The organism is Oxalobacteraceae bacterium OTU3CAMAD1, assembly GCA_024123915.1.
Taxonomy (GTDB): Bacteria; Pseudomonadota; Gammaproteobacteria; order Burkholderiales; family Burkholderiaceae_D; genus Rugamonas.
This window is the reverse complement of record CP099650.1, coordinates 1,331,804-1,351,916: the sequence shown is the minus strand read 5'-3', so window position 1 is coordinate 1,351,916 and position 20,113 is coordinate 1,331,804. Positions and strand designations below refer to the sequence as shown.

The 20,113-nt window shown below is 61.3% G+C and carries 13 protein-coding genes, 2 tRNA genes and 3 rRNA genes; 10 read left to right on the top strand and 8 right to left on the bottom strand.

Translation table 11 applies throughout. The annotated features are described in order from the left end of the window. Position 1: 1 nt before the first annotated feature. From NHH88_05745 to NHH88_05700, 10 genes are read left to right on the top strand one after another with little or no spacing between them, the layout of a single operon-like run. Positions 2-775 carry an ABC transporter ATP-binding protein gene (locus tag NHH88_05745; GenBank protein USX15295.1) on the top strand — a complete coding sequence of 258 codons (774 nt, stop codon included), beginning with the start codon at positions 2-4 and terminating at the stop codon, positions 773-775. Next, positions 772-1,419 (top strand): cob(I)yrinic acid a,c-diamide adenosyltransferase, encoded by a 648-nt coding sequence (gene cobO / locus NHH88_05740; protein ID USX15294.1) that lies wholly within the window; start codon positions 772-774, stop codon positions 1,417-1,419. Before NHH88_05745 ends, cobO begins: the two co-directional genes overlap by 4 nt. Then, positions 1,419-2,717 (top strand): cobyrinate a,c-diamide synthase, encoded by a 1,299-nt coding sequence (locus NHH88_05735; GenBank protein ID USX15293.1) that lies wholly within the window; start codon positions 1,419-1,421, stop codon positions 2,715-2,717. Before cobO ends, NHH88_05735 begins: the two co-directional genes overlap by 1 nt. Then, positions 2,714-3,262 (top strand): bifunctional adenosylcobinamide kinase/adenosylcobinamide-phosphate guanylyltransferase, encoded by a 549-nt coding sequence (gene cobU, locus NHH88_05730; protein ID USX15292.1) that lies wholly within the window; start codon positions 2,714-2,716, stop codon positions 3,260-3,262. The genes NHH88_05735 and cobU overlap by 4 nt, the downstream gene beginning before the upstream one ends. Positions 3,263-3,264: 2 nt before the next feature. Next, a complete protein-coding gene (cbiB, locus tag NHH88_05725; protein ID USX15291.1) occupies positions 3,265-4,230 on the top strand; it encodes an adenosylcobinamide-phosphate synthase CbiB in 966 nt (321 codons plus the stop codon). After that, entirely contained in the window at positions 4,223-5,203 is a 981-nt protein-coding gene (gene cobD / locus NHH88_05720) for a threonine-phosphate decarboxylase CobD (protein ID USX15290.1), read from the top strand. Before cbiB ends, cobD begins: the two co-directional genes overlap by 8 nt. A gap of 29 nt (positions 5,204-5,232) precedes the next feature. After that, complete coding sequence (locus NHH88_05715; GenBank protein ID USX17273.1) at positions 5,233-6,105, top strand: cobalamin-binding protein; 873 nt, start codon at positions 5,233-5,235, stop codon at positions 6,103-6,105. Positions 6,106-6,130: 25 nt separating this feature from the next. Next, the gene (locus NHH88_05710) at positions 6,131-7,564 is read left to right on the top strand and encodes a cobyric acid synthase (protein USX17272.1); all 1,434 of its coding nucleotides are present in this window, start codon (positions 6,131-6,133) and stop codon (positions 7,562-7,564) included. After that, entirely contained in the window at positions 7,561-8,244 is a 684-nt protein-coding gene (gene bluB / locus NHH88_05705) for a 5,6-dimethylbenzimidazole synthase (protein USX15289.1), read from the top strand. Before NHH88_05710 ends, bluB begins: the two co-directional genes overlap by 4 nt. A gap of 36 nt (positions 8,245-8,280) precedes the next feature. Further along, on the top strand, positions 8,281-9,693 hold the full coding sequence (locus tag NHH88_05700) for a DHA2 family efflux MFS transporter permease subunit (protein ID USX15288.1): 1,413 nt from the start codon (positions 8,281-8,283) through the stop codon (positions 9,691-9,693). Here NHH88_05700 and NHH88_05695 read toward each other — a convergent pair. The 8 genes from NHH88_05695 to NHH88_05660 all read right to left on the bottom strand — a co-directional run bounded on the left by NHH88_05695 (position 9,677) and on the right by NHH88_05660 (position 20,047). Continuing rightward, positions 9,677-10,588 (bottom strand): phytanoyl-CoA dioxygenase family protein, encoded by a 912-nt coding sequence (locus tag NHH88_05695; protein USX15287.1) that lies wholly within the window; start codon positions 10,586-10,588, stop codon positions 9,677-9,679. The two genes, NHH88_05700 and NHH88_05695, sit on opposite strands and share 17 nt — an antisense overlap. 68 nt (positions 10,589-10,656) lie before the next feature. After that, positions 10,657-12,702 (bottom strand): PEPxxWA-CTERM sorting domain-containing protein, encoded by a 2,046-nt coding sequence (locus NHH88_05690; GenBank protein ID USX15286.1) that lies wholly within the window; start codon positions 12,700-12,702, stop codon positions 10,657-10,659. A 60-nt stretch (positions 12,703-12,762) separates the two neighbouring features. Continuing rightward, positions 12,763-14,787: an esterase-like activity of phytase family protein gene (locus NHH88_05685; protein USX15285.1), complete on the bottom strand. Its 2,025-nt coding sequence runs from the start codon at positions 14,785-14,787 to the stop codon at positions 12,763-12,765. A gap of 124 nt (positions 14,788-14,911) precedes the next feature. Beyond that, positions 14,912-15,024 (bottom strand): 5S ribosomal RNA (gene rrf / locus NHH88_05680). 133 nt (positions 15,025-15,157) lie between these two features. Beyond that, a 23S ribosomal RNA gene (locus NHH88_05675) occupies positions 15,158-18,030 on the bottom strand. Between the two features lie 229 nt (positions 18,031-18,259). Further along, a tRNA-Ala gene (locus NHH88_05670) sits at positions 18,260-18,335 on the bottom strand. A gap of 24 nt (positions 18,336-18,359) precedes the next feature. Continuing rightward, positions 18,360-18,436 (bottom strand) — tRNA-Ile (locus NHH88_05665). Positions 18,437-18,516: 80 nt separating this feature from the next. After that, a 16S ribosomal RNA gene (locus NHH88_05660) occupies positions 18,517-20,047 on the bottom strand. Together the 16S, 23S and 5S rRNA genes with 2 tRNA genes alongside form the textbook arrangement of a ribosomal RNA operon. Positions 20,048-20,113 lie beyond the last annotated feature (66 nt).

Genomic DNA, 20,113 nt, shown 5'->3' with positions numbered 1-20,113 from the left:
TATGATCAGCACCCACAACCTCTCCCTGAAAATCGGTCAGCGCCAGCTGATCGCGGACTTGAACTGGCTCGTCCAGGACGGCGAATGCTGGAGCGTTATCGGCCGCAACGGCGCCGGCAAAAGCACCCTGCTGCGTACCCTTGCCGGCCTGCGCCCGCCGGATGGCGGCCACGTGGTCATCGGCGGCCGCGCGCTGAAGGACTGGCCATTGGCCGAACTGGCGCGCCAGCGCGCCTTCCTGGCGCAGAGCCGCAGCGACGCCTTCGCCTACACCGTGATCGAAACGGTGCTGTCGGCGCGCCATCCGTACCACGACAACCGCTATTGGGAAGGCGGCGAGGACCAGGCCATCGCCATGAAATCGCTGGAAGCGATGGAGGTGGCCGAACTGGCCGCGCGCGACGTGCGCACCTTGTCCGGCGGCGAACGCCAGCGCGTGGCCATCGCCGCCATGCTGGCGCAGGACACGCCGCTGCTGCTGCTGGACGAACCGGCCAACGCGCTCGATCTCGCGCACCAGGTCAGCGTCATGAAGCTGCTATCGCAGCTTTGCCGCGAACAAGGAAAAACCGCTGTCATGATTGGCCACGACCTGACCCTGGCGCACAGCGTCTCAACCCACGCTCTGCTGCTGATGGGCGACGGCCGCTGGCTGGCCGGCACCACCGCCGACGTGATGCGGGCCGATCTCCTGAGCGACTACCTGGGCCACCCGATCGACATCATCCAGCACGGAACACGCAGCATCTTCATTCCCACCGAGGACCAAGAATGACCGACCAGAATAAAGACAACAGCGCAGCCATCAGCGCCGAAACAGCGGCGCTCAACGAGCGCCATCGCGTACGCATGGAGCGCAAGAAGGCGATCATCGACGCGCAGATCGCCGCCGCCGACAAGCAGATCGGCATCATCATCGTCAACACCGGCAATGGCAAGGGCAAGAGCTCGAGCGGCTTCGGCATGGTGATCCGCGCGCTGGGCCACGGCATGAAGGTCGGCGTGGTGCAGTTCATCAAAGGCGCGATGCAGACAGGCGAGGAAGCCTTCCTGCGCCGCTTCCCCGATGAGGTGAGCTTCCACACGATGGGGGAAGGCTATACCTGGGAGACGCAAAACCGCGAACGCGACACCGAAAAAGCGCTGCTCGCGTGGGAGCAGGCGAAGAAATTCCTGGCCGATCCGGCCATTGGCCTGGTGGTGTTCGACGAACTCAATATCGCGCTGAAGTACCGCTACCTGGACGTTGAAATGGTGATCAACGATCTGCTGGCGCGTCCGCCGATGCAGCACGTCGTCATCACCGGCCGTGGCGCGCCGCCGGAGCTGATCGCCATCGCCGATACCGTCACCGAAATGGAGGTCGTCAAACACGCCTTCAAGGCCGGCATCGGCGCGCAACTCGGGACCGAGTGGTAATGGCAACGGTCAAGGCGCTATTGATCGCCGCCGTGGCCTCCGGCCAGGGCAAAACCACCGTGACGGCGGCGCTGGCGCGCAAGCTGGCGCGGCTGGGCAAACGCGTGCGCGTGTTCAAATGCGGTCCCGATTTCATCGACCCGATGCTGCTGGAGCGCGCCAGCGGCGCGCCGGTGCGCACGCTGGATCTGTGGATGGTCGGCCCGGAGCAGTGCCGCGCCCAGTTGGCGCAGGCGGCCGCCGACGCGGATGTGATCTTGATCGAAGGCGTCATGGGCCTGTACGACGGCACGCCGTCGTCCGCCGACCTGGCGCGCGAATTCGGCGTGCCGGTGATGGCGGTGATCGACGCCTCCTCGATGGCGCAAACCGCCGGCGCCCTGGTGCATGGCCTGCGGGACTACGGCCCGGTCGACATGGCGGGCGTGATCGCGAACCGCGTCGCCAGCGAAAACCACGCCAAAATGGTGGCGGCGTCGCTGCGCGATATTCCGCTGTTCGGCACCATGCCGCGCCAGACAAGATCGCTGCCGGAACGCCATCTGGGCCTCGTGCTGCCCGGTGAAGTGAGCGACATCGACGGATTGCTCGACACGTTGGCCGACCAGCTGGTGTTCGACGAGGCGGCGTGGGACCAGTTGCGCAACATCGACATAACGACTCCCGTGGCGATAGATCCGGAGCCCGTGCCCGCACTGGCGGGGAAAACCATCGCCATCGCGCGCGATCCGGCCTTCATGTTCCTCTACCCCGCCAACCTGGACACCCTGAAAGCCCTTGGCGCGACACTGACATTCTTCTCGCCGCTGGCCGACGAACCGGTGCCCGACGGCGCCGACGCGGTCTATCTTCCCGGCGGCTACCCTGAACTGCACGCCGAGGCGTTGTCGGGCGCGGACGCGTGGAAATCGTCGATACGCGCCATCCACGCGGCGGGCATCCCCATTGTCGCCGAATGCGGCGGCATGATGGCGCTGGCCGATACGCTGGCCGACCAATCCGGCACGATTTGGCCGATGGCCGGCTTACTGACCGGCAGTGTGGCAATGCAGCCACGCCTGGCCGGTCTCGGGCCGCAGGCTCTCCCCACGGAGCACGGAATCCTGCGCGGTCACACGTTCCATTACTCCAAATTGGCGACAACTGTGCAGCCGGCGGCGCATACTATTAAACATCCCTCCGCAATACAAGGCGAAGCCTGGTATCGCGCAGGATCGCTCACCGCTTCGTATTTTCACGCTTACTTCCCATCCAACCCGGCGGCAGTCGCCGCCCTGTTTTCAAGGAGTCCGGTATGACACGTACACTCGTTCTGGGCGGCGCACGCTCCGGTAAAAGCGCCTACGCCGAGCGCCTGGCCGTAGAATCAGGCAAGGAAGTCGTCTACATCGCCACCGCCACCGCCGGCGACGCCGAAATGGCGGCCCGCATCGCACACCACCGCGCCACCCGCCCAGGCGAATGGACCACCGTCGAGGAGCCGCTGGCACTCGGTAACCAGTTGCTGCGCTGGTCGTCCCCGGACCGCCTGATCATGGTCGATTGCCTGACGCTTTGGCTCAGCAACCTGCTATTCAGCAGCGGCGAAGAGTATCCGGAAGTTGGCGAGATCACGCTACCGGCGCTGTTCCACGAGCAGCAGGACATGTTGGCCAGTGCGCTGATCAAATGCACCAGCGACGTGGTGCTGGTATCGAACGAGGTGGGATTGGGCATCATGCCATCCGGCGCCATTTCGCGCTGCTTCCTCGACGAGCAGGGGCGTCTGAATCAATCGGTGGCGGCGATCTGCGACCGCGCGGTGTTCGTCGCCGCCGGCCTGCCGCTGGTATTAAAAGGATAGCCGTGCTGTCAGGGTTGAGCTTTTACGCCGTTGCGTTGTTGATGGTGGCCGGCGTACTGCTGGACTTTTTACTCGGCGAGGCGCGCCGCTGGCATCCGCTGGTCGGATTCGGCAATCTGGCGATGGCGCTGGAACGCCGCCTCAATCGCGGCGGCTTGCGCTTCTGGCGCGGTGTGCTGGCCTGGATGCTGGCGGTGCTGCCGCTGACCGCCGTCGCCAGCCTGTTGGTTTGGATGGCCGCTCCACTGAGCGCGTGGTTGGTGTATGCGCTGCACGTCATCATGCTCTACTTCGCGCTTGGCCTGCGCAGCCTGCGCGACCACAACCTGCCGATCGCCGAGGCACTGGCGCGGAAGGATTTGCCCAACGCCCGCTTGCTGACGGCCCGCATCGTCAGCCGCGACACCACCAGCGCTAGCGAGATCGAATTGACCAAGGCCAGCGCCGAATCCCTGCTTGAAAACGGCAACGACGCCGTCTTCGGCACGCTGTTCTGGTTCATCGTCGCCGGCGGCCCGGGCGCGGTCATGTTCCGCATGGCGAACACGCTCGACGCGATGTGGGGCTACCGCACTCCCCGCCTTTTGCAATTCGGCTGCGCCGCCGCGCGTCTCGACGACGCGCTCAATTACCTGCCCGCGCGCCTGACCGCGCTGTCCTACGTGCTACTGGCGCCGGGACTGCATGGAAAACGGCGCGCCTGGGCATGCTGGCGCGCACAAGCGCCGGCGTGGAGCAGTCCGAACGCCGGTCCGGTCATGGCCAGCGGCGCCGGCGCGCTTGGCGTGCAACTGGGTGGCGCGGCCATCTACGACGGCGAGGTTGAAGAACGTCCGCCGCTGGGCCAGGGAGCACCGGCCACCGGCGCCGATATCGCCCGCGCATGGCATCTCGTGGTCCGCACCACGGGGCTGTGGCTATCCTGCGCGCTGGTCGCGGCTTTTATCCTGGAGTACGTACATGCTTGAACACGGCGGCAACCTGCGCGACGCCGCGCTGCGCTTCGGCCGCGACGACTGGCTCGATCTGTCGACCGGCATCAATCCGCGCTGGTACCCGGCGCCGCAGCTACCGGACAATGCGTGGCACCGCCTGCCCGAAGCCGATCCTGAACTGGCGCGCGCGGCGGAGACCTACTATCGCGCGCCATTGATGCTGCCGGTGGCGGGCACGCAGGCGGCGATACAAGCGCTTCCCCGGTTGCGCAAACCGTCGCGCGTAACCGTCACCGCGCCGTCGTACGCGGAGCACGCGCATCACTGGAGCGATCACGGTCACACGCTGACCCAAACGTCTTACGCCGAACTGGATGCGGCCGTCGCTGTCAGCGACGTCGTGGTCATCGTCAATCCCAACAATCCCACAGGCGCCACGGTGCCGGCCACGCGGCTGCTGGACTGGGCGGGCCAACTGGCGGCGCGCGGCGGCTGGCTGGTCGTCGATGAAGCCTTCGGCGACACGTCTGAGCAAAATAGCGTCGCCGCCCACAGCGGCAGAACGGGGTTGATCGTACTGCGCTCGGTCGGGAAATTCTTCGGGCTGGCCGGCATACGCCTGGGCTTCGTCGCCGCCCACCCGGACCTGTTGCGCGGCCTGGCGGACTTGCTCGGCCCGTGGACCGTCAGCGGTCCGGCCCAGCACATCGCCATCGCCGCGCTGCGCGACAAACAATGGCAGGCCGGCACGCGCGAACAACTGGACGCCAGCGGCGAACGTTTGCGCCAGCTGCTGGCCGCGCACGGCATCGCATCGAACGGCACACCGTTGTTCCAGTGGTGGAGCGAGGCGCGGCCGGAGGCGTTCTGGCAACACATGGCGGAACGCGGCATCTGGGTGCGGTTGTTCAAGCACGCCGCGCGCGGCATCCGCCTTGGCCTGCCGCCCGACGAAGCGGGATGGAATCGCCTACAAAAAGCATTGAACGAATGGACCAACCAATGAAGAAGAACCAACTCGCCGCGACACTCTGCATGTGCACGGCCGCCATCACCGCCGCTGTCTACACCACTGACGCCAGTGCCGCCGCCATCAGCGTGCGCGACGACGACGGCAACGTGATCACGCTGCAAAAACCGGCCCAGCGCATCATCGCCATGGCGCCGCATGTGACGGAGCTGCTGTATGCGGCCGGCGGCGGAGACAGGATCGTCGGCGCAGTCACCTACAGCGATTTCCCGGAAGCGGCAAAGAAGATTCCGCGCATCGGCACCAACCGCCAGATCGACATGGAACGTGTGATCGCCATGAAGCCGGACCTGATCGTCGCCTGGATGCACGGCAGCTCCGAGCGTCAGATCGAAACGCTGCGCCAATTGGGCATTCCGATTTTCCATAGCGAGCCTTTGAAGCTGGACGGCATCCCCGACAACCTGCTGCGCCTCGGCCAGTTGATGGGTACCGAAAGCGTCGCGCAGCCCGCCGCCGCCGACATCCGCAAGCAGTTCGCGGCACTGGCCAAACAGTACTCCAACCGTCCGCCGGTGCGCATGTTCTACCAGGTATGGGACAAGCCGCTCTACACGCTCAACGGCGTGTCCATCGTCAGCGACGCCATGCGCCTGTGCGGTGGCGTCAATATCTTCGCCGACCTCAAAACCACGGCGCCCGTGGTCAGCGTGGAAGCGGTGCTGCAGGCGGACCCGGAGGCGGTCTTCGGCACGGCAGAAAAGGACTACGGCGGCGTCACACTCTGGAAGCCGTATACCACGATGAAGGCGGTTCGCAACGACAACCTCTTCACCCTGGACGGCGAGCTGCTGAACCGCGCCGGCCCGCGCATGGTCGCCGGCACCACCGTCATGTGCGAAAAACTCGAACTGGCGCGCCAGCACAGGAAGAATTAAAGTGAGTTTTCCCTATTCGACCCTGATGGTACAGGGCACCACCTCCGACGCCGGCAAAAGCACCGTGGTCGCCGCCCTGTGCCGGCTGCTCAAGCGCCAGGGCGTGCGGGTGGTGCCGTTCAAGCCGCAGAACATGGCGCTCAACAGCGCGGTCACCGCCGACGGCGGCGAGATCGGCCGCGCGCAGGCGCTACAAGCGATCGCCGCCGGCCTGGCGCCGCACACGGACATGAACCCGGTCCTGCTAAAACCATCGAGCGACATCGGCGCGCAGGTCGTCATCCATGGCAAGGTCCGCGCCGAGATGAACGCGCGCGACTACCACCAATACAAAACCGTGGCCATGCAGGCGGTGCTGGAATCGCACGACCGCCTGCTCACGCAGTACGACAGCGTGATCGTCGAAGGCGCCGGCAGCCCGGCGGAGATCAATCTGCGCGACCGCGACATCGCCAACATGGGCTTCGCCGAAAAAGTCGACTGCCCGGTGGTGCTGGTGGCGGACATCGATCGCGGCGGCGTGTTCGCGCACATCGTCGGCACCTTGTCCTGCCTGTCGGAGAGCGAGCGCGCACGCACCATCGGCTTCGTCATCAACCGCTTCCGGGGCGATATCAAGCTGCTGGAACCCGGCCTGGAATGGCTGGAACAGCAGACCGGCAAGCCGGTGCTCGCCGTGCTGCCGTATCTTCACGGCCTGTTCCTCGACGCCGAGGACGCTGTGCAGCCGGTGCAGGCGTCCAAGGGCGCTTTCCGCGTGGTGGTGCCCAGCCTTCCGCGCATGAGCAACCACACCGACTTCGATGCGCTGCGCGCGCATCCCGACGTCGATCTGCATTTCGTTCGCCAGGGCGAGCCGATACCCAAGGCGGACCTGATCATCCTCCCCGGCAGCAAGAACACGCGCGGCGATCTGGAATGGCTGCGCGCGCAAGGCTGGCCGAAGGAGATCGCCCGCCACCTGCGCTACGGCGGTAAAGTCATCGGCGTGTGCGGCGGCTTCCAGATGTTGGGACGCAGCGTCACAGATCCCCTCGGCATCGAGGGCAAGGCCGGCGACTCGGAGGCGCTCGGCCTGCTCGACATGGTCACCGAAATGACAGCCGACAAACGGCTGGAGCAAGTCCGTGGCACGTGCGCCTTCGACACCGATGGCGCGACGGTGGCAGGCTATGAAATCCACATGGGCACCTCGACCGGCGGCGCGCTGGAATCTCCCGCCTTCCTGATCGACGGCCGCCCGGAGGGCGCGCGCTCGGCCGACGACCAGATACTAGGCACCTATCTGCATGGCCTGTTCGATACGCGCGAAGCCAGCGGCGCGCTGCTGCGCTGGGCCGGTCTGCATTCGGACCGCACGGTCGATACCTCGGCGCTGCGCGAGGCCAGCCTGGAACGCATCGCCGACGCCACGCAGCCTTTGCTGGATGCGCTGGTCGCGCTGAAGAAGGCGCCATGAATCGACACGCTTTTTCCGCCGCCGAAATCGAGGGCGTCTACCGCGCGATACGCGAGCGGCGCGATGTGCGCCACTTCAAGCCCGGGCCGTTGGAGGACGGGCAACTGCTGCGCTTCATCGCCGCCGCGCATAACGGGCCTAGCGTCGGCTTGATGCAGCCGTGGCGCTTCATCCGCATCGCCAGCGCCGAGTTGCGCGCCAGCATCCACCAGCACGTGAACGAGGAGCGCATCAAGACTGCGGAGGCGCTGGGCAAGCGCGCGGAGGAGTTCATGCAGCTGAAAGTGGAAGGCATACTGGCCTGCGCCGAGGTGCTGGTGGTCGGCTTGGTCGACAAGCGTGACAACTATGTGTTCGGCCGCCGGACCATGCCAGAGATGGACCTGGCGTCGGCGTCGTGCGCGCTGCAGAACTTCTGGCTGGCGGCGCGCGCCGAGGGGATCGGCGCGGGTTGGGTGTCGATGTTCGATCCGCAAAGGTTGCGCGAGATTTGCGGCATGCCGGATGGCAGCCAGCCGATCGCGGTGCTGTGCGTGGGCCAGGTGGAGGAGTTCTACACCGCGCCGATGCTGGAGCTGGAACGCTGGGACCAGCGACGCCCGCTGAGCGAGATCATGTTCGAGGACCACTGGGGAGCGGTTGTCGAAGAAAAACCCGGCGCCCCATACAATCCGGCCTAATGACCCGACCTTGCCTTTTATGTGACAATTGAAGGCATGGATACTTCCGCCGCCAAACGCTATCTGCCTTGGGTCGTCGCCACCGCGCTCTTCATGGAGCAGTTGGACTCGACCATCGTCAACACGGCGATTCCCAGCATGGCGGTGAGCCTGCAGGTCACGCCGCTGAGCTTAAAAGCGGTCGTCACGAGCTACATTCTCAGTCTGGCGGTGGCGATCCCGATCAGCGGCTGGATGGCCGACCGCTTCGGCACGCGCCGCGTCTTCATGTCGGCGGTGGCGATTTTCACGGTGGCGTCGATACTGTGCGGGCTGTCCGTCAATTCGCCGATGCTGGTGGCGGCGCGGCTGCTGCAAGGCCTGGGCGCGGCGATGATGATGCCGGTCGGACGGCTGGCCATCATCCGCACCTTCCCCAAGGCCGAACTGCTGGCGGCGATGAATTTCGTGATCATCCCGGCGCTGATCGGCCCCCTGCTCGGCCCCACCGTCGGCGGCTTGATCGTGCACTGGCTGACCTGGCGCGACATCTTCTTCGTCAACGTGCCGGTCGGCCTGGCGGCCATCTTCCTCGCCCACCGCTACATGCCGGACTATCGCGGCGACGGCGCCCGGCCGCTGGACCTGATCGGCCTTGTCCTCTTTGGCACCGGGGTGGCCCTGCTGTCATGGCTGCTGGAGGTCTTCGGTGAGCACAAACTCGATGCGACGTCGGCGACGGTGCTGCTGCTGATCGCCTGCAGCCTGCTGGCCGCCTATGTGTGGCATGCGCGGGACGCCAAGTTCCCGCTGCTGCGGCTGGCGCTGTTCAAGATCCGCACCTTCCGCGTATCGGTGGCCGGCGGCTTCGTCACGCGCATCGGCGTGGGCGGACTGCCGTTCCTGCTGCCGCTGTTGTACCAGCTGGGCCTCGGCCTGCCGGCATGGCAATCGGGCCTGCTGATGATGCCGTCCGCCGCCGCCGCGATGGGCATGAAGTTCATTTCGGCGCGCGTGCTGGCCAGGTTCGGCTACCGCCAGGTGCTCACCGTGAACACACTGCTGATCGGCGTGACCATCGCCATGTACGCCCTGGTCCATCAGGGCACACCGCTGTATGTGATCGTGATGATCAGTCTTTGCCTGGGCTTTTTCAATTCGCTGCAGTTCTCCAGCATGAACAGCATCGCCTACGCCGATGTCGACAACGCCGATTCGAGCATGGCCAGCACCATCGCCAGTTCGATGCAGCAGCTGTCGATGAGTTTCGGCTTGGCCGCGGGCTCGCTGATCACCGGCTGGTTCCTCGGCGACCTGCCGCAGTCGAACCGCCTGGCGCTGACGTCCGCGCTGCATTACGCCTTCATCACGCTGGCGGTGCTGACGATGCTGTCATCGCTGACCTTCCGGTCGCTGCGCAAGGAGGATGGCGAAAGCCTCAGCAAGGGCACGGCTAGCCGCGCGGCTTGACGATCAGGCGGTTCACATAAGGATCGAGGACCAGCGGGCCCTGATAAACCTCGGGCGAGTACTGGTAGGCGTAGCTGGGCAACAGCGAGTACTGGATCTGCAGCATCAGGCGCGGTTGCCGTGCCGGCGCCGTGCCTTTATGGATGCCGGCGGTATCGACGGCGAAACAGAATCCCCGCGAGCCGACGGCCGTTAACAACATGTCGGCGCCATAGGCGCTGGAGATCTCGGTGTCGGTATAAAAGCGCAGGCGCATCGGCGCCTGGGTCAGATGGCTCCCATGCAAATACACATGCGGTCCGGCGTCGAGATCGACGTCGGTCAGGTAGACCAGCACCTTCAGATAACGCCAGTCTTCCGAGTCGCGGTGGAAGGCCTGCAGCGCGCTGCAATCCCCTTCCACCGGAAACGACCAGCGCAGCCCGAGCGCGGAAATCGTCGGCTTGCAGTCCATGTAGCGGGCGGCCAGGCCCAGCAGCGGCGGGCTGTTGGCCAATGCCAGGATGTGCGGGCAGGCGATGACGTCGCGCAAATGATAGTCGGCCACGCGCACGCCGGTGGGCGCCTGCATCAAGGTGAATGTCTCGCGGTCACGATCGCGGTCGAACAGGAGTTTGTTTTTTAGATAATCCTTGATCTCGTCGCATTGCGCGTTGTCGAGCAAGTTTCCCAGCGGCGCGTAGCCGCTGTCGCTCAGGTCTGCGAGCGCGGCTTCCTCCTGCGGGCTATTCCCGTACAACTCTTTTCCCGATCCCTCTCGCACGCGCAAGGCGCCGCTCAGCGCGCGCACCACCATGCGGCGCAAGGCGGGCCGCGTGACGATGCGTTGGCTGTAATACAACAGGCTGTGGAGAGGGGCGAAACGGCGGCCGGGGGTCAGCTGCGCATATTCCATTGGGAAATTCCTTCCAGGTTCATCCCTAAGAAGGTAACAACCCGCCGCCCCGGACGCTTTGATATCGGCTAAACCCCTTGCTTGCGACGGCGAACCATGGCGCCGATTAGGCCCAGCCCGCCCAGCAGCATGGCGTAAGTGGCCGGTTCCGGCACGGCGGCGGCGGCGGTCACGTCGGTGTAGGCGCCGTTGAAGTTGAACATCGCCCGCTGGCCGTTGATACTGGTCATGCCGATCAACGCCTGGAAGCTGGCGTCGGCCGAGTAGTCGCCCAGCAGGCGGAAGGCGTAACCGCCCGTCGCGGCTTCGGTAAAGGACAGCGTCTTGCCGCTGACCACGGCGCCCAAGCCGTTGAAGGTCAGCGAGGAGGAGCCGAGCTGCACGGAGGCGTTGTCGAGCAGGGACAGGCTGGCGAAGGTTTGGCCGTCCGCGCCGGCGTTGGTCAGGCGCAGTGCGCCGCCATTCAGGACCAGCTGGCTGCCGGCGGCGATGCGGTTGGCGCCGTCCAGGGTCAAGGTGCCGCCACTCAGCACCGTGTCGCCGGAGTAGGTGCTTACACCCGACAGAACCACGTCGCCGCTTTTGAATTCGACCCGGTTGAAGTTCGAAATCGATCCTGCGTAGGCGAAGCTGCCGCCGGCCTGGACCACCATCGTGTTGGTGCCGCCGACACCGCCATTGATGCCGCCGCTGATACTGCCGCCGGTGATGGTCAGGCTATTATTGCCGCTGCCCATTTCGATGGCCTTGCCACTGCTGGCGCCATTGATGTTGCCGCCGCTGACGATGACGGTATTGTCGGCGCCGGTCTTGATCGCGGCGTTGGCCGCGCCGCCGCCCTGGATCGTGGCGCCGGCCTGGTTGAGGATGGTGACGGTATATCCGCTGGCGGCGCCGACGGCGACGATGGCCGAATCGCTCTGCCCGCGTATCAGGCCGCCGGATTGATTGGTGATCGTCGCGTTGCCATAAATGCCTTCGCGGGTGCCATTGCTCAGATCGTTACCGGCGAGGGTGATGCCGCGACCGACCGCGTTGGTGTTGCCCGTCGAGACCAGTCCTTCGATCGTGCCGCTGTTGGTGACGGCGCCGCCGCCGAAGCTGATGCCTTCGCTGTAAGCCAAGCCATCGGCCGGCGCGCTGAAGGCGTTGACCGAGCGGATGATGCCGGTGTTGGTGATGGTGGCCAGGCCGTCCACGTCCAGGCCATCGCCATCGCCGCTGATGCCATGGCCGATGATGCTGCCGTGATTGATGATGTTGGCGGTCTGGTTCTTGTTGAAACCGTCCAGATTGATGCCCGAGCCGTTGCTACCGCGAACCACGCCGCCGGCAAGATTGGTCAGGTCGATGACAAAGCTGTCGCCGGCCTTGTCCTGTCCGCCGGTGATACCGTGGCGTCCACCCTCGATCAGGCCGGTAGTGCCGTTGAAAATCTTGATGCCGGTATTGCCCTGGGCGTCGACGCCGTCGCTGCTGGCGCCGGTGGTGGTGGTGGACCGGATGGTGCCGTTGTTGTTGACCACGCCGTTGACGCCGGCGCGCACCGCGTCGGCCTCGGTCGCTTGCAGCAGGCCGCCGCTGAAGTTGTTGACGACGTTGGCGCCGTTGGTGATGGAGCTGAAGTCGACCGCCTGGGCGCCACCGGCGCTGGCGTTGAGCGAGATCATCGAGCCGTAGTTGTTCAGGGTGACGCTGGCGTTGGCCTTGTTCATCTGGATCACGTCGGCGTCGGCTGTCTGCATCAAAGCTGCACCGTTGGCGGCGCTGCCGTTGATGATGAGCAGGCCGGTGGCGCTGGTGTTGTCGCGGATCGCGCGGCCGCTGCCGGTCTGGCGGATGCCGCCCTGATTGTTGAGGGTCGCGTTGTTACCGGTGATGGTCACCGCCACCGCGCCGCCGCCGACCGTCAGCGAGCCGCTGGCCGTCACGGTGCCGGTGTCGTCCTTGCCGAGGGTACGGACCGTGCTGTTGGCGCCGGTGATGGTGAAATCGGCGGCGAAGGCCGATTGCATGGTCAGCGGCAAGGTCGCCGCGACCAGCAAAGCCTGGATGGCGGAGGAAGCTTTCGGCAAGGTGATCTGCATGGTGTCCCGGAATATTGTAGTGAGCAAACTTTCAATATCCCATAAAATTATGACAAGATCGTGACGCTGGCCCGCCCCATCCTCGCGTTAGAACGCCGTCAACGCCTTGGTGAACTTGATCAGCCACAGCCGGCTTGGACGCTCTCGGTCGTCGCCCCGTGCAACGCGAATCGTGTTGGCCGCGTTACATCCAGCGGCGCTGCTGGTGATGATGACGCCGTTCGCATCGACATTGCACTTAGTGACATCGGCATCGTCCACCGCCACGCCGGCCGCGTCGTAGACCTTGGTCTTGAGGCCGAAGTCATTGTCATTGACCAGCGCAAGCGTGTTGCCGTCGACGATGGTCAAGCCTTCGGCCTTCTCCGCCAGCCAGCCGATCGCGTTCAGGTCGAGCAACTGGGTTTTCTTCAGCGCGACCACCGATTTCCAGTCGGCGCCGTTGACGGCCGCGCCACTCATGCTGCTCTTCTCCAGGTCCGACGTCGTCACGTTGAAGGCGGCCGCCGCGATGTCGGTCGCCGCCCCGATCTCCACCAGCATCAGCTTGTTGAATACCTTGCCGCCCGGCGCGGCGCCCTGCTCGATCACGATGAACTTGCCGTTGCCCAGCGCGACCACATCGCCCAGCTTGGCGTTACCGGTGCGGCCATCCTGGTAATCGGCGGCGTCGAGCGGATAGGCGTACATCTTGCCGGACTTGCCGGTGGTCGGATCGAACTCGACCCAACGGGTGAAGCGCGCATAGCGTTCGACCGCCTCGTTCTTGCCGGTAACCGAGTAAGGCGCGTTGCCGTCGGTGAGCGGACTTTGCAGGAAGGCGTGCAACTTGTCGGTGGTCGTGTCCAGCGCCATGCCTTCCATGCCGCGATTGGCGCGGCGCTTGAGGAAGATTTCCGGCAAGCCGTTGCCGGGGCCATATTTGTTCTGGATGATGCCGGTGGCCGGATCGATCTTGACGATGAACGGACCGTATTCGTCCGACACCCACAAGACATTGCGCTTCTTGTCGACCACGATCGCTTCCGAATCCAGGCCGCCCGCGTTGAAGGTGGCCTTGCTGGCGGGGTCGTACTTCATCACGTCCATCACCGGCAGCTCGGCCGAATTGCCGACCGAACCGGGCGCGACCGGAAGCCCGGAAGCATTGACGCTGGCCGAGACCTTGATCGGCGTCGACGAGGTCAGCACGGCGCCTGACTTTCCGACGGTGATCAGGCCAAACGCGGGCGTAAAGCTAGGCGACGGGAAGATCTTGGCGCCGGTGACGCCGGTGCCGCTCAGCGACGGCAGGTTCGGACCGTCGCCGTTGGGGCCGCGATCGGTCAGGCCGTAGAACTCCAGGTCGCCATTGGCGGCGATGCCTTTGAACGCGATCGACGAACCATAGGACGGCAGGAAGCCGAGCGGGAAATCTTCCTTGACCTTGGCGTTGCTACCTTCGTAAGGGATATAGAAATTGTTGGCCGCCTGAATTTGATAGCGGGTCACGCTGACGGCCACATCGCCGAGTTGGGTCTTCTGCGTGAGGGACTCAGTGACCGGTGAGCCGACCTTGGAGGCCAGCGTGTCTTCAAAGTGTTCACGTACGAGGCCGCGACGGTTGTCATCGACGGTGCGGGCGGCGTACTTGGCGCCGGCGGCTTTCAGGTTTTCGGTCATGGCGGTATTAAAAGTGGTGGCGGACGCGCCGAAGTCCGCGCTTTTGGAGGCGAGCGCGGTTTTCACGTCGGCGGCGAGTTTGATGCCGTTCGACGGATCGCTGTCTTCATCCAGCAGCTGCAGGGCCAGCAAGCGGTTGATCACTTTGACGTCCTTGATGTCGGTAACGCCAGCCAGTTGCAGCGGCGTGATGGTGGCCGCGCACGGTGCGCTGCCCAGGGCAATACCGCCGATATTGAAGCTGACGGTATCGCCAGCGTAACACGTGAACTCGCCTTTGGAAGTCGTGCTGGCTTTGGCGGAGGTGCCGGCGACATAGTCCAGATTTTCCACCGCGCCATCGAGGAACACACCGGTCATCGAGGGGCGCGCGGGCGCCTCGTTGTCGCTGCCACCGCAGCCGGCCAGGACGGAGAAGACAGCGAGCGACAATAAGGAAAGAGTTTTCATGCTAGCGGGCCTCAAATTGAAAAAGAGGCAAGTCTAGCGAGGGGATATGACGTGGGTGTGACGAAAGATATGGACGAAAAAAAGCCCCGACCAGATCACTGGAAGGGGCTTTTTAATATAACTAGCCTGACGATAACCTACTTTCACACTGGTTGCAGCACTATCATCGGCGCAGAGTTGTTTCACGGTCCTGTTCGGGATGGGAAGGGGTGGGACCAACTTGCTATGGTCATCAGGCATTGACTTGTACGAGCCGCGTTCTTGTGAACGTTGCTCAGAATCTGGAGAAGTAAGTAAATGGGGTAATGAAGTTGTGTATCAACGAACGTTTCAACGCACTTCTTATTCAACCATAACCTGCTAAGGTTATAGGGACAAGCCGTACGGGCAATTAGTATCAGTTAGCTTAATGCATTACTGCACTTCCACACCTGACCTATCAACGTCCTGGTCTCGAACGACCCTTCAAAGAGCTCAAGGCTCTGGGAAATCTCATCTTAAGGCAAGTTTCCCGCTTAGATGCTTTCAGCGGTTATCTCTTCCAGACTTAGCTACCCGGCAATGCCACTGGCGTGACAACCGGTACACCAGAGGTCTGTCCACTCCGGTCCTCTCGTACTAGGAGCAGCCCCCTTCAAATTTCCAACGCCCACGGCAGATAGGGACCAAACTGTCTCACGACGTTTTAAACCCAGCTCACGTACCACTTTAAATGGCGAACAGCCATACCCTTGGGACCGGCTACAGCCCCAGGATGTGATGAGCCGACATCGAGGTGCCAAACTCCCCCGTCGATATGAACTCTTGGGAGGAATCAGCCTGTTATCCCCAGAGTACCTTTTATCCGTTGAGCGATGGCCCTTCCATACAGAACCACCGGATCACTATGTCCTACTTTCGTACCTGCTCGACTTGTCAGTCTCGCAGTTAAGCACGCTTATGCCATTGCACTATTAGCACGATGTCCGACCGTACCTAGCGTACCTTCGAACTCCTCCGTTACACTTTAGGAGGAGACCGCCCCAGTCAAACTGCCTACCATGCACTGTCCCCGACCCGGATAACGGGCCAAGGTTAGAACCTCAAATGAACCAGGGTGGTATTTCAAGGTTGGCTCCACGAGAACTGGCGTCCCCGCTTCAAAGCCTCCCACCTATCCTACACAGATTGATTCAAAGTCCAATGCAAAGCTACAGTAAAGGTTCATGGGGTCTTTCCGTCTAGCCGCGGGTAGATTGCATCATCACAAACACTTCAACTTCGCTGAGTCTCGGGAGGAGACAGTGTGGCCATCGTTACGCCATTCGTGCAGGTCGGAACTTACCCGACAAGGAATTTCGCTACCTTAGGACCGTTATAGTTACGGCCGCCGTTTACTGGGACTTCAATCAAGAGCTTGCACCCCATCATTTAATCTTCCAGCACCGGGCAGGCGTCACACCCTATACGTCCACTTTCGTGTTTGCAGAGTGCTGTGTTTTTATTAAACAGTCGCAGCCACCAGTTTATTGCAACCCGTTCACCCTACTGAAGTAAATCAGCCAAGCTACAAGGGCGTACCTTTTCCCGAAGTTACGGTACCAATTTGCCGAGTTCCTTCTCCCGAGTTCTCTCAAGCGCCTTAGAATACTCATCTCGCCCACCTGTGTCGGTTTGCGGTACGGTCTCGTATGACTGAAGCTTAGAGGCTTTTCTTGGAACCACTTCCGATTGCTTCGAGACCTAAGTCTCTCGTCCCGCTCCCTTGAATTACGCGCCCGGATTTGCCTAAGCGCCTTCTATGAAGCAGCAACCAACTATTCCAACAGTTGGACAACCTTCCGCGATCCGTCCCCCCATCGCATCATACGACGGTGCAGGAATATTAACCTGCTTCCCATCAGCTACGCATCTCTGCCTCGCCTTAGGGGCCGACTCACCCTGCTCCGATGAACGTTGAACAGGAAACCTTGGGCTTACGGCGTGGGGGCTTTTCACCCCCATTATCGCTACTCATGTCAGCATTCGCACTTCTGATACCTCCAGCATCCTTTACAAGACACCTTCGCAGGCTTACAGAACGCTCTCCTACCATATGCTTACGCATATCCGCAGCTTCGGTGACTGGCTTAGCCCCGTTACATCTTCCGCGCAGGACGACTCGATCAGTGAGCTATTACGCTTTCTTTAAATGATGGCTGCTTCTAAGCCAACATCCTGACTGTTTTAGCCTTCCCACTTCGTTTTCCACTTAGCCAATCTTTGGGACCTTAGCTGGCGGTCTGGGTTGTTTCCCTCTTGACGCCGGACGTTAGCACCCGACGTCTGTCTCCCAAGCTCGCACTCATCGGTATTCGGAGTTTGCAATGGTTTGGTAAGTCGCGATGACCCCCTAGCCATAACAGTGCTCTACCCCCGATGGTGATACTTGAGGCACTACCTAAATAGTTTTCGGAGAGAACCAGCTATTTCCAAGTTTGTTTAGCCTTTCACCCCTACCCACAGCTCATCCCCTAATTTTTCAACATTAGTGGGTTCGGACCTCCAGTGCGTGTTACCGCACCTTCATCCTGGCCATGAGTAGATCACTTGGTTTCGGGTCTACACCCAGCGACTATCGCCCTGTTCGGACTCGATTTCTCTACGGCTTCCCTATATGGTTAACCTTGCCACTGAATGTAAGTCGCTGACCCATTATACAAAAGGTACGCAGTCACGGAACAAGTCCGCTCCTACTGTTTGTATGCACACGGTTTCAGGATCTATTTCACTCCCCTCCCGGGGTTCTTTTCGCCTTTCCCTCACGGTACTGGTTCACTATCGGTCGATTACGAGTATTTAGCCTTGGAGGATGGTCCCCCCATATTCAGACAGGATTTCTCGTGTCCCGCCCTACTTGTCGCACGCTTAGTTCCACACATCGCATTTCACATACGGGGCTATCACCCGCTATGGCTCCTATTTCCAGAGGATTCTGTTATGCGTCATGCTAAAACGTGCAGGCTCTTCCCATTTCGCTCGCCACTACTTTGGGAATCTCGGTTGATTTATTTTCCTGCAGCTACTTAGATGTTTCAGTTCGCCGCGTTCGCTTTGCATACCTATGTATTCAGTATGCAATGACCTAAAAGGCCGGGTTTCCCCATTCGGAAATCTGCGGATCAAAGCTTGTTTGCTAGCTCCCCGCAGCTTATCGCAAGCTACTACGTCCTTCATCGCCTGTAATCGCCAAGGCATCCACCATGTGCACTTATTCACTTGTCCCTATAACGTTAGCCCCTGCGACTAAACAAGGAGCGTTTATAGGAATAAGAAGTACTACGTTGTTGCGTTTGTTGATACATACAATCATTACCCATCGCGCCACCTGTCGGTGATGCGATCAATAAAAATTTACTTACTTCTTCCAGATTGTTAAAGAACGTACAGCACTTGATCTCTAAAAGATCAAACCTAAATCGCAACCAAACTGGCTGACTTACGTTTGAACTTTTGGTGGAGGATGACGGGATCGAACCGACGACCCCCTGCTTGCAAAGCAGGTGCTCTCCCAGCTGAGCTAATCCCCCTGAGATTTACTACTAGGGTAAAACTGGTAGGGCTGGTTGGACTCGAACCAACGACCCCCGCGTTATCAACACGGTGCTCTAACCAGCTGAGCTACAGCCCCAAATGCTGTTCTTTATATTGACAGTCGATAAGTGTGAACGCTTGATGAGTGAACCGTTTAACGGGTTCGTGCCACTCTAGAAAGGAGGTGATCCAGCCGCACCTTCCGATACGGCTACCTTGTTACGACTTCACCCCAGTCACGAATCCTACCGTGGTAAGCGCCCTCCTTGCGGTTAAGCTACCTACTTCTGGTAAAACCCGCTCCCATGGTGTGACGGGCGGTGTGTACAAGACCCGGGAACGTATTCACCGCGACATGCTGATCCGCGATTACTAGCGATTCCAACTTCATGCAGTCGAGTTGCAGACTACAATCCGGACTACGATACACTTTCTGCGATTAGCTCCCCCTCGCGGGTTGGCGGCGCTCTGTATGTACCATTGTATGACGTGTGAAGCCCTACCCATAAGGGCCATGAGGACTTGACGTCATCCCCACCTTCCTCCGGTTTGTCACCGGCAGTCTCATTAGAGTGCCCTTTCGTAGCAACTAATGACAAGGGTTGCGCTCGTTGCGGGACTTAACCCAACATCTCACGACACGAGCTGACGACAGCCATGCAGCACCTGTGTGATGGTTCTCTTTCGAGCACTCCCAAATCTCTCCGGGATTCCATCCATGTCAAGGGTAGGTAAGGTTTTTCGCGTTGCATCGAATTAATCCACATCATCCACCGCTTGTGCGGGTCCCCGTCAATTCCTTTGAGTTTTAATCTTGCGACCGTACTCCCCAGGCGGTCTACTTCACGCGTTAGCTGCGTTACCAAGTCAATTAAGACCCGACAACTAGTAGACATCGTTTAGGGCGTGGACTACCAGGGTATCTAATCCTGTTTGCTCCCCACGCTTTCGTGCATGAGCGTCAGTTTTGACCCAGGGGGCTGCCTTCGCCATCGGTGTTCCTCCACATATCTACGCATTTCACTGCTACACGTGGAATTCTACCCCCCTCTGCCAAACTCTAGCCTTGCAGTCTCCATTGCCATTCCCAGGTTGAGCCCGGGGATTTCACAACAGACTTACAAAACCGCCTGCGCACGCTTTACGCCCAGTAATTCCGATTAACGCTTGCACCCTACGTATTACCGCGGCTGCTGGCACGTAGTTAGCCGGTGCTTATTCTTCAGGTACCGTCATTAGACCCCTGTATTAGAAAGGTCCGTTTCTTCCCTGACAAAAGAGCTTTACAACCCGAAGGCCTTCTTCACTCACGCGGCATTGCTGGATCAGGCTTGCGCCCATTGTCCAAAATTCCCCACTGCTGCCTCCCGTAGGAGTCTGGACCGTGTCTCAGTTCCAGTGTGGCTGGTCGTCCTCTCAGACCAGCTACTGATCGATGCCTTGGTAGGCTTTTACCCTACCAACTAGCTAATCAGATATCGGCCGCTCCAGGAGCATGAGGTTCTTGCGAATCCCCCACTTTCATCCTTAGATCGTATGCGGTATTAGCGTAACTTTCGCTACGTTATCCCCCACTCCAGGGTACGTTCCGATATATTACTCACCCGTTCGCCACTCGCCGCCAGGTTGCCCCGCGCTGCCGTTCGACTTGCATGTGTAAGGCATGCCGCCAGCGTTCAATCTGAGCCAGGATCAAACTCTTCAGTTTAATCTCTGTTACTTTTGCCGTTTTACCGGCTCTCTTATTGCTAAGAGGTCGCTCACTCAAAATACT

Coding starts and splice junctions, on each gene's coding strand:
- NHH88_05710 (USX17272.1), top strand. CDS start 6,131: ATGGTACAGGGCACCACCTCCGACGCCGGCAAAAGCACCGTGGTCGCC.
- NHH88_05700 (USX15288.1), top strand. CDS start 8,281: ATGGATACTTCCGCCGCCAAACGCTATCTGCCTTGGGTCGTCGCCACC.
- cobD (USX15290.1), top strand. CDS start 4,223: ATGCTTGAACACGGCGGCAACCTGCGCGACGCCGCGCTGCGCTTCGGC.
- NHH88_05695 (USX15287.1), bottom strand. CDS start 10,588: ATGGAATATGCGCAGCTGACCCCCGGCCGCCGTTTCGCCCCTCTCCAC.
- NHH88_05735 (USX15293.1), top strand. CDS start 1,419: ATGGCAACGGTCAAGGCGCTATTGATCGCCGCCGTGGCCTCCGGCCAG.
- cobO (USX15294.1), top strand. CDS start 772: ATGACCGACCAGAATAAAGACAACAGCGCAGCCATCAGCGCCGAAACA.
- bluB (USX15289.1), top strand. CDS start 7,561: ATGAATCGACACGCTTTTTCCGCCGCCGAAATCGAGGGCGTCTACCGC.
- cobU (USX15292.1), top strand. CDS start 2,714: ATGACACGTACACTCGTTCTGGGCGGCGCACGCTCCGGTAAAAGCGCC.
- NHH88_05715 (USX17273.1), top strand. CDS start 5,233: ATGTGCACGGCCGCCATCACCGCCGCTGTCTACACCACTGACGCCAGT.
- NHH88_05685 (USX15285.1), bottom strand. CDS start 14,787: ATGAAAACTCTTTCCTTATTGTCGCTCGCTGTCTTCTCCGTCCTGGCC.
- NHH88_05745 (USX15295.1), top strand. CDS start 2: ATGATCAGCACCCACAACCTCTCCCTGAAAATCGGTCAGCGCCAGCTG.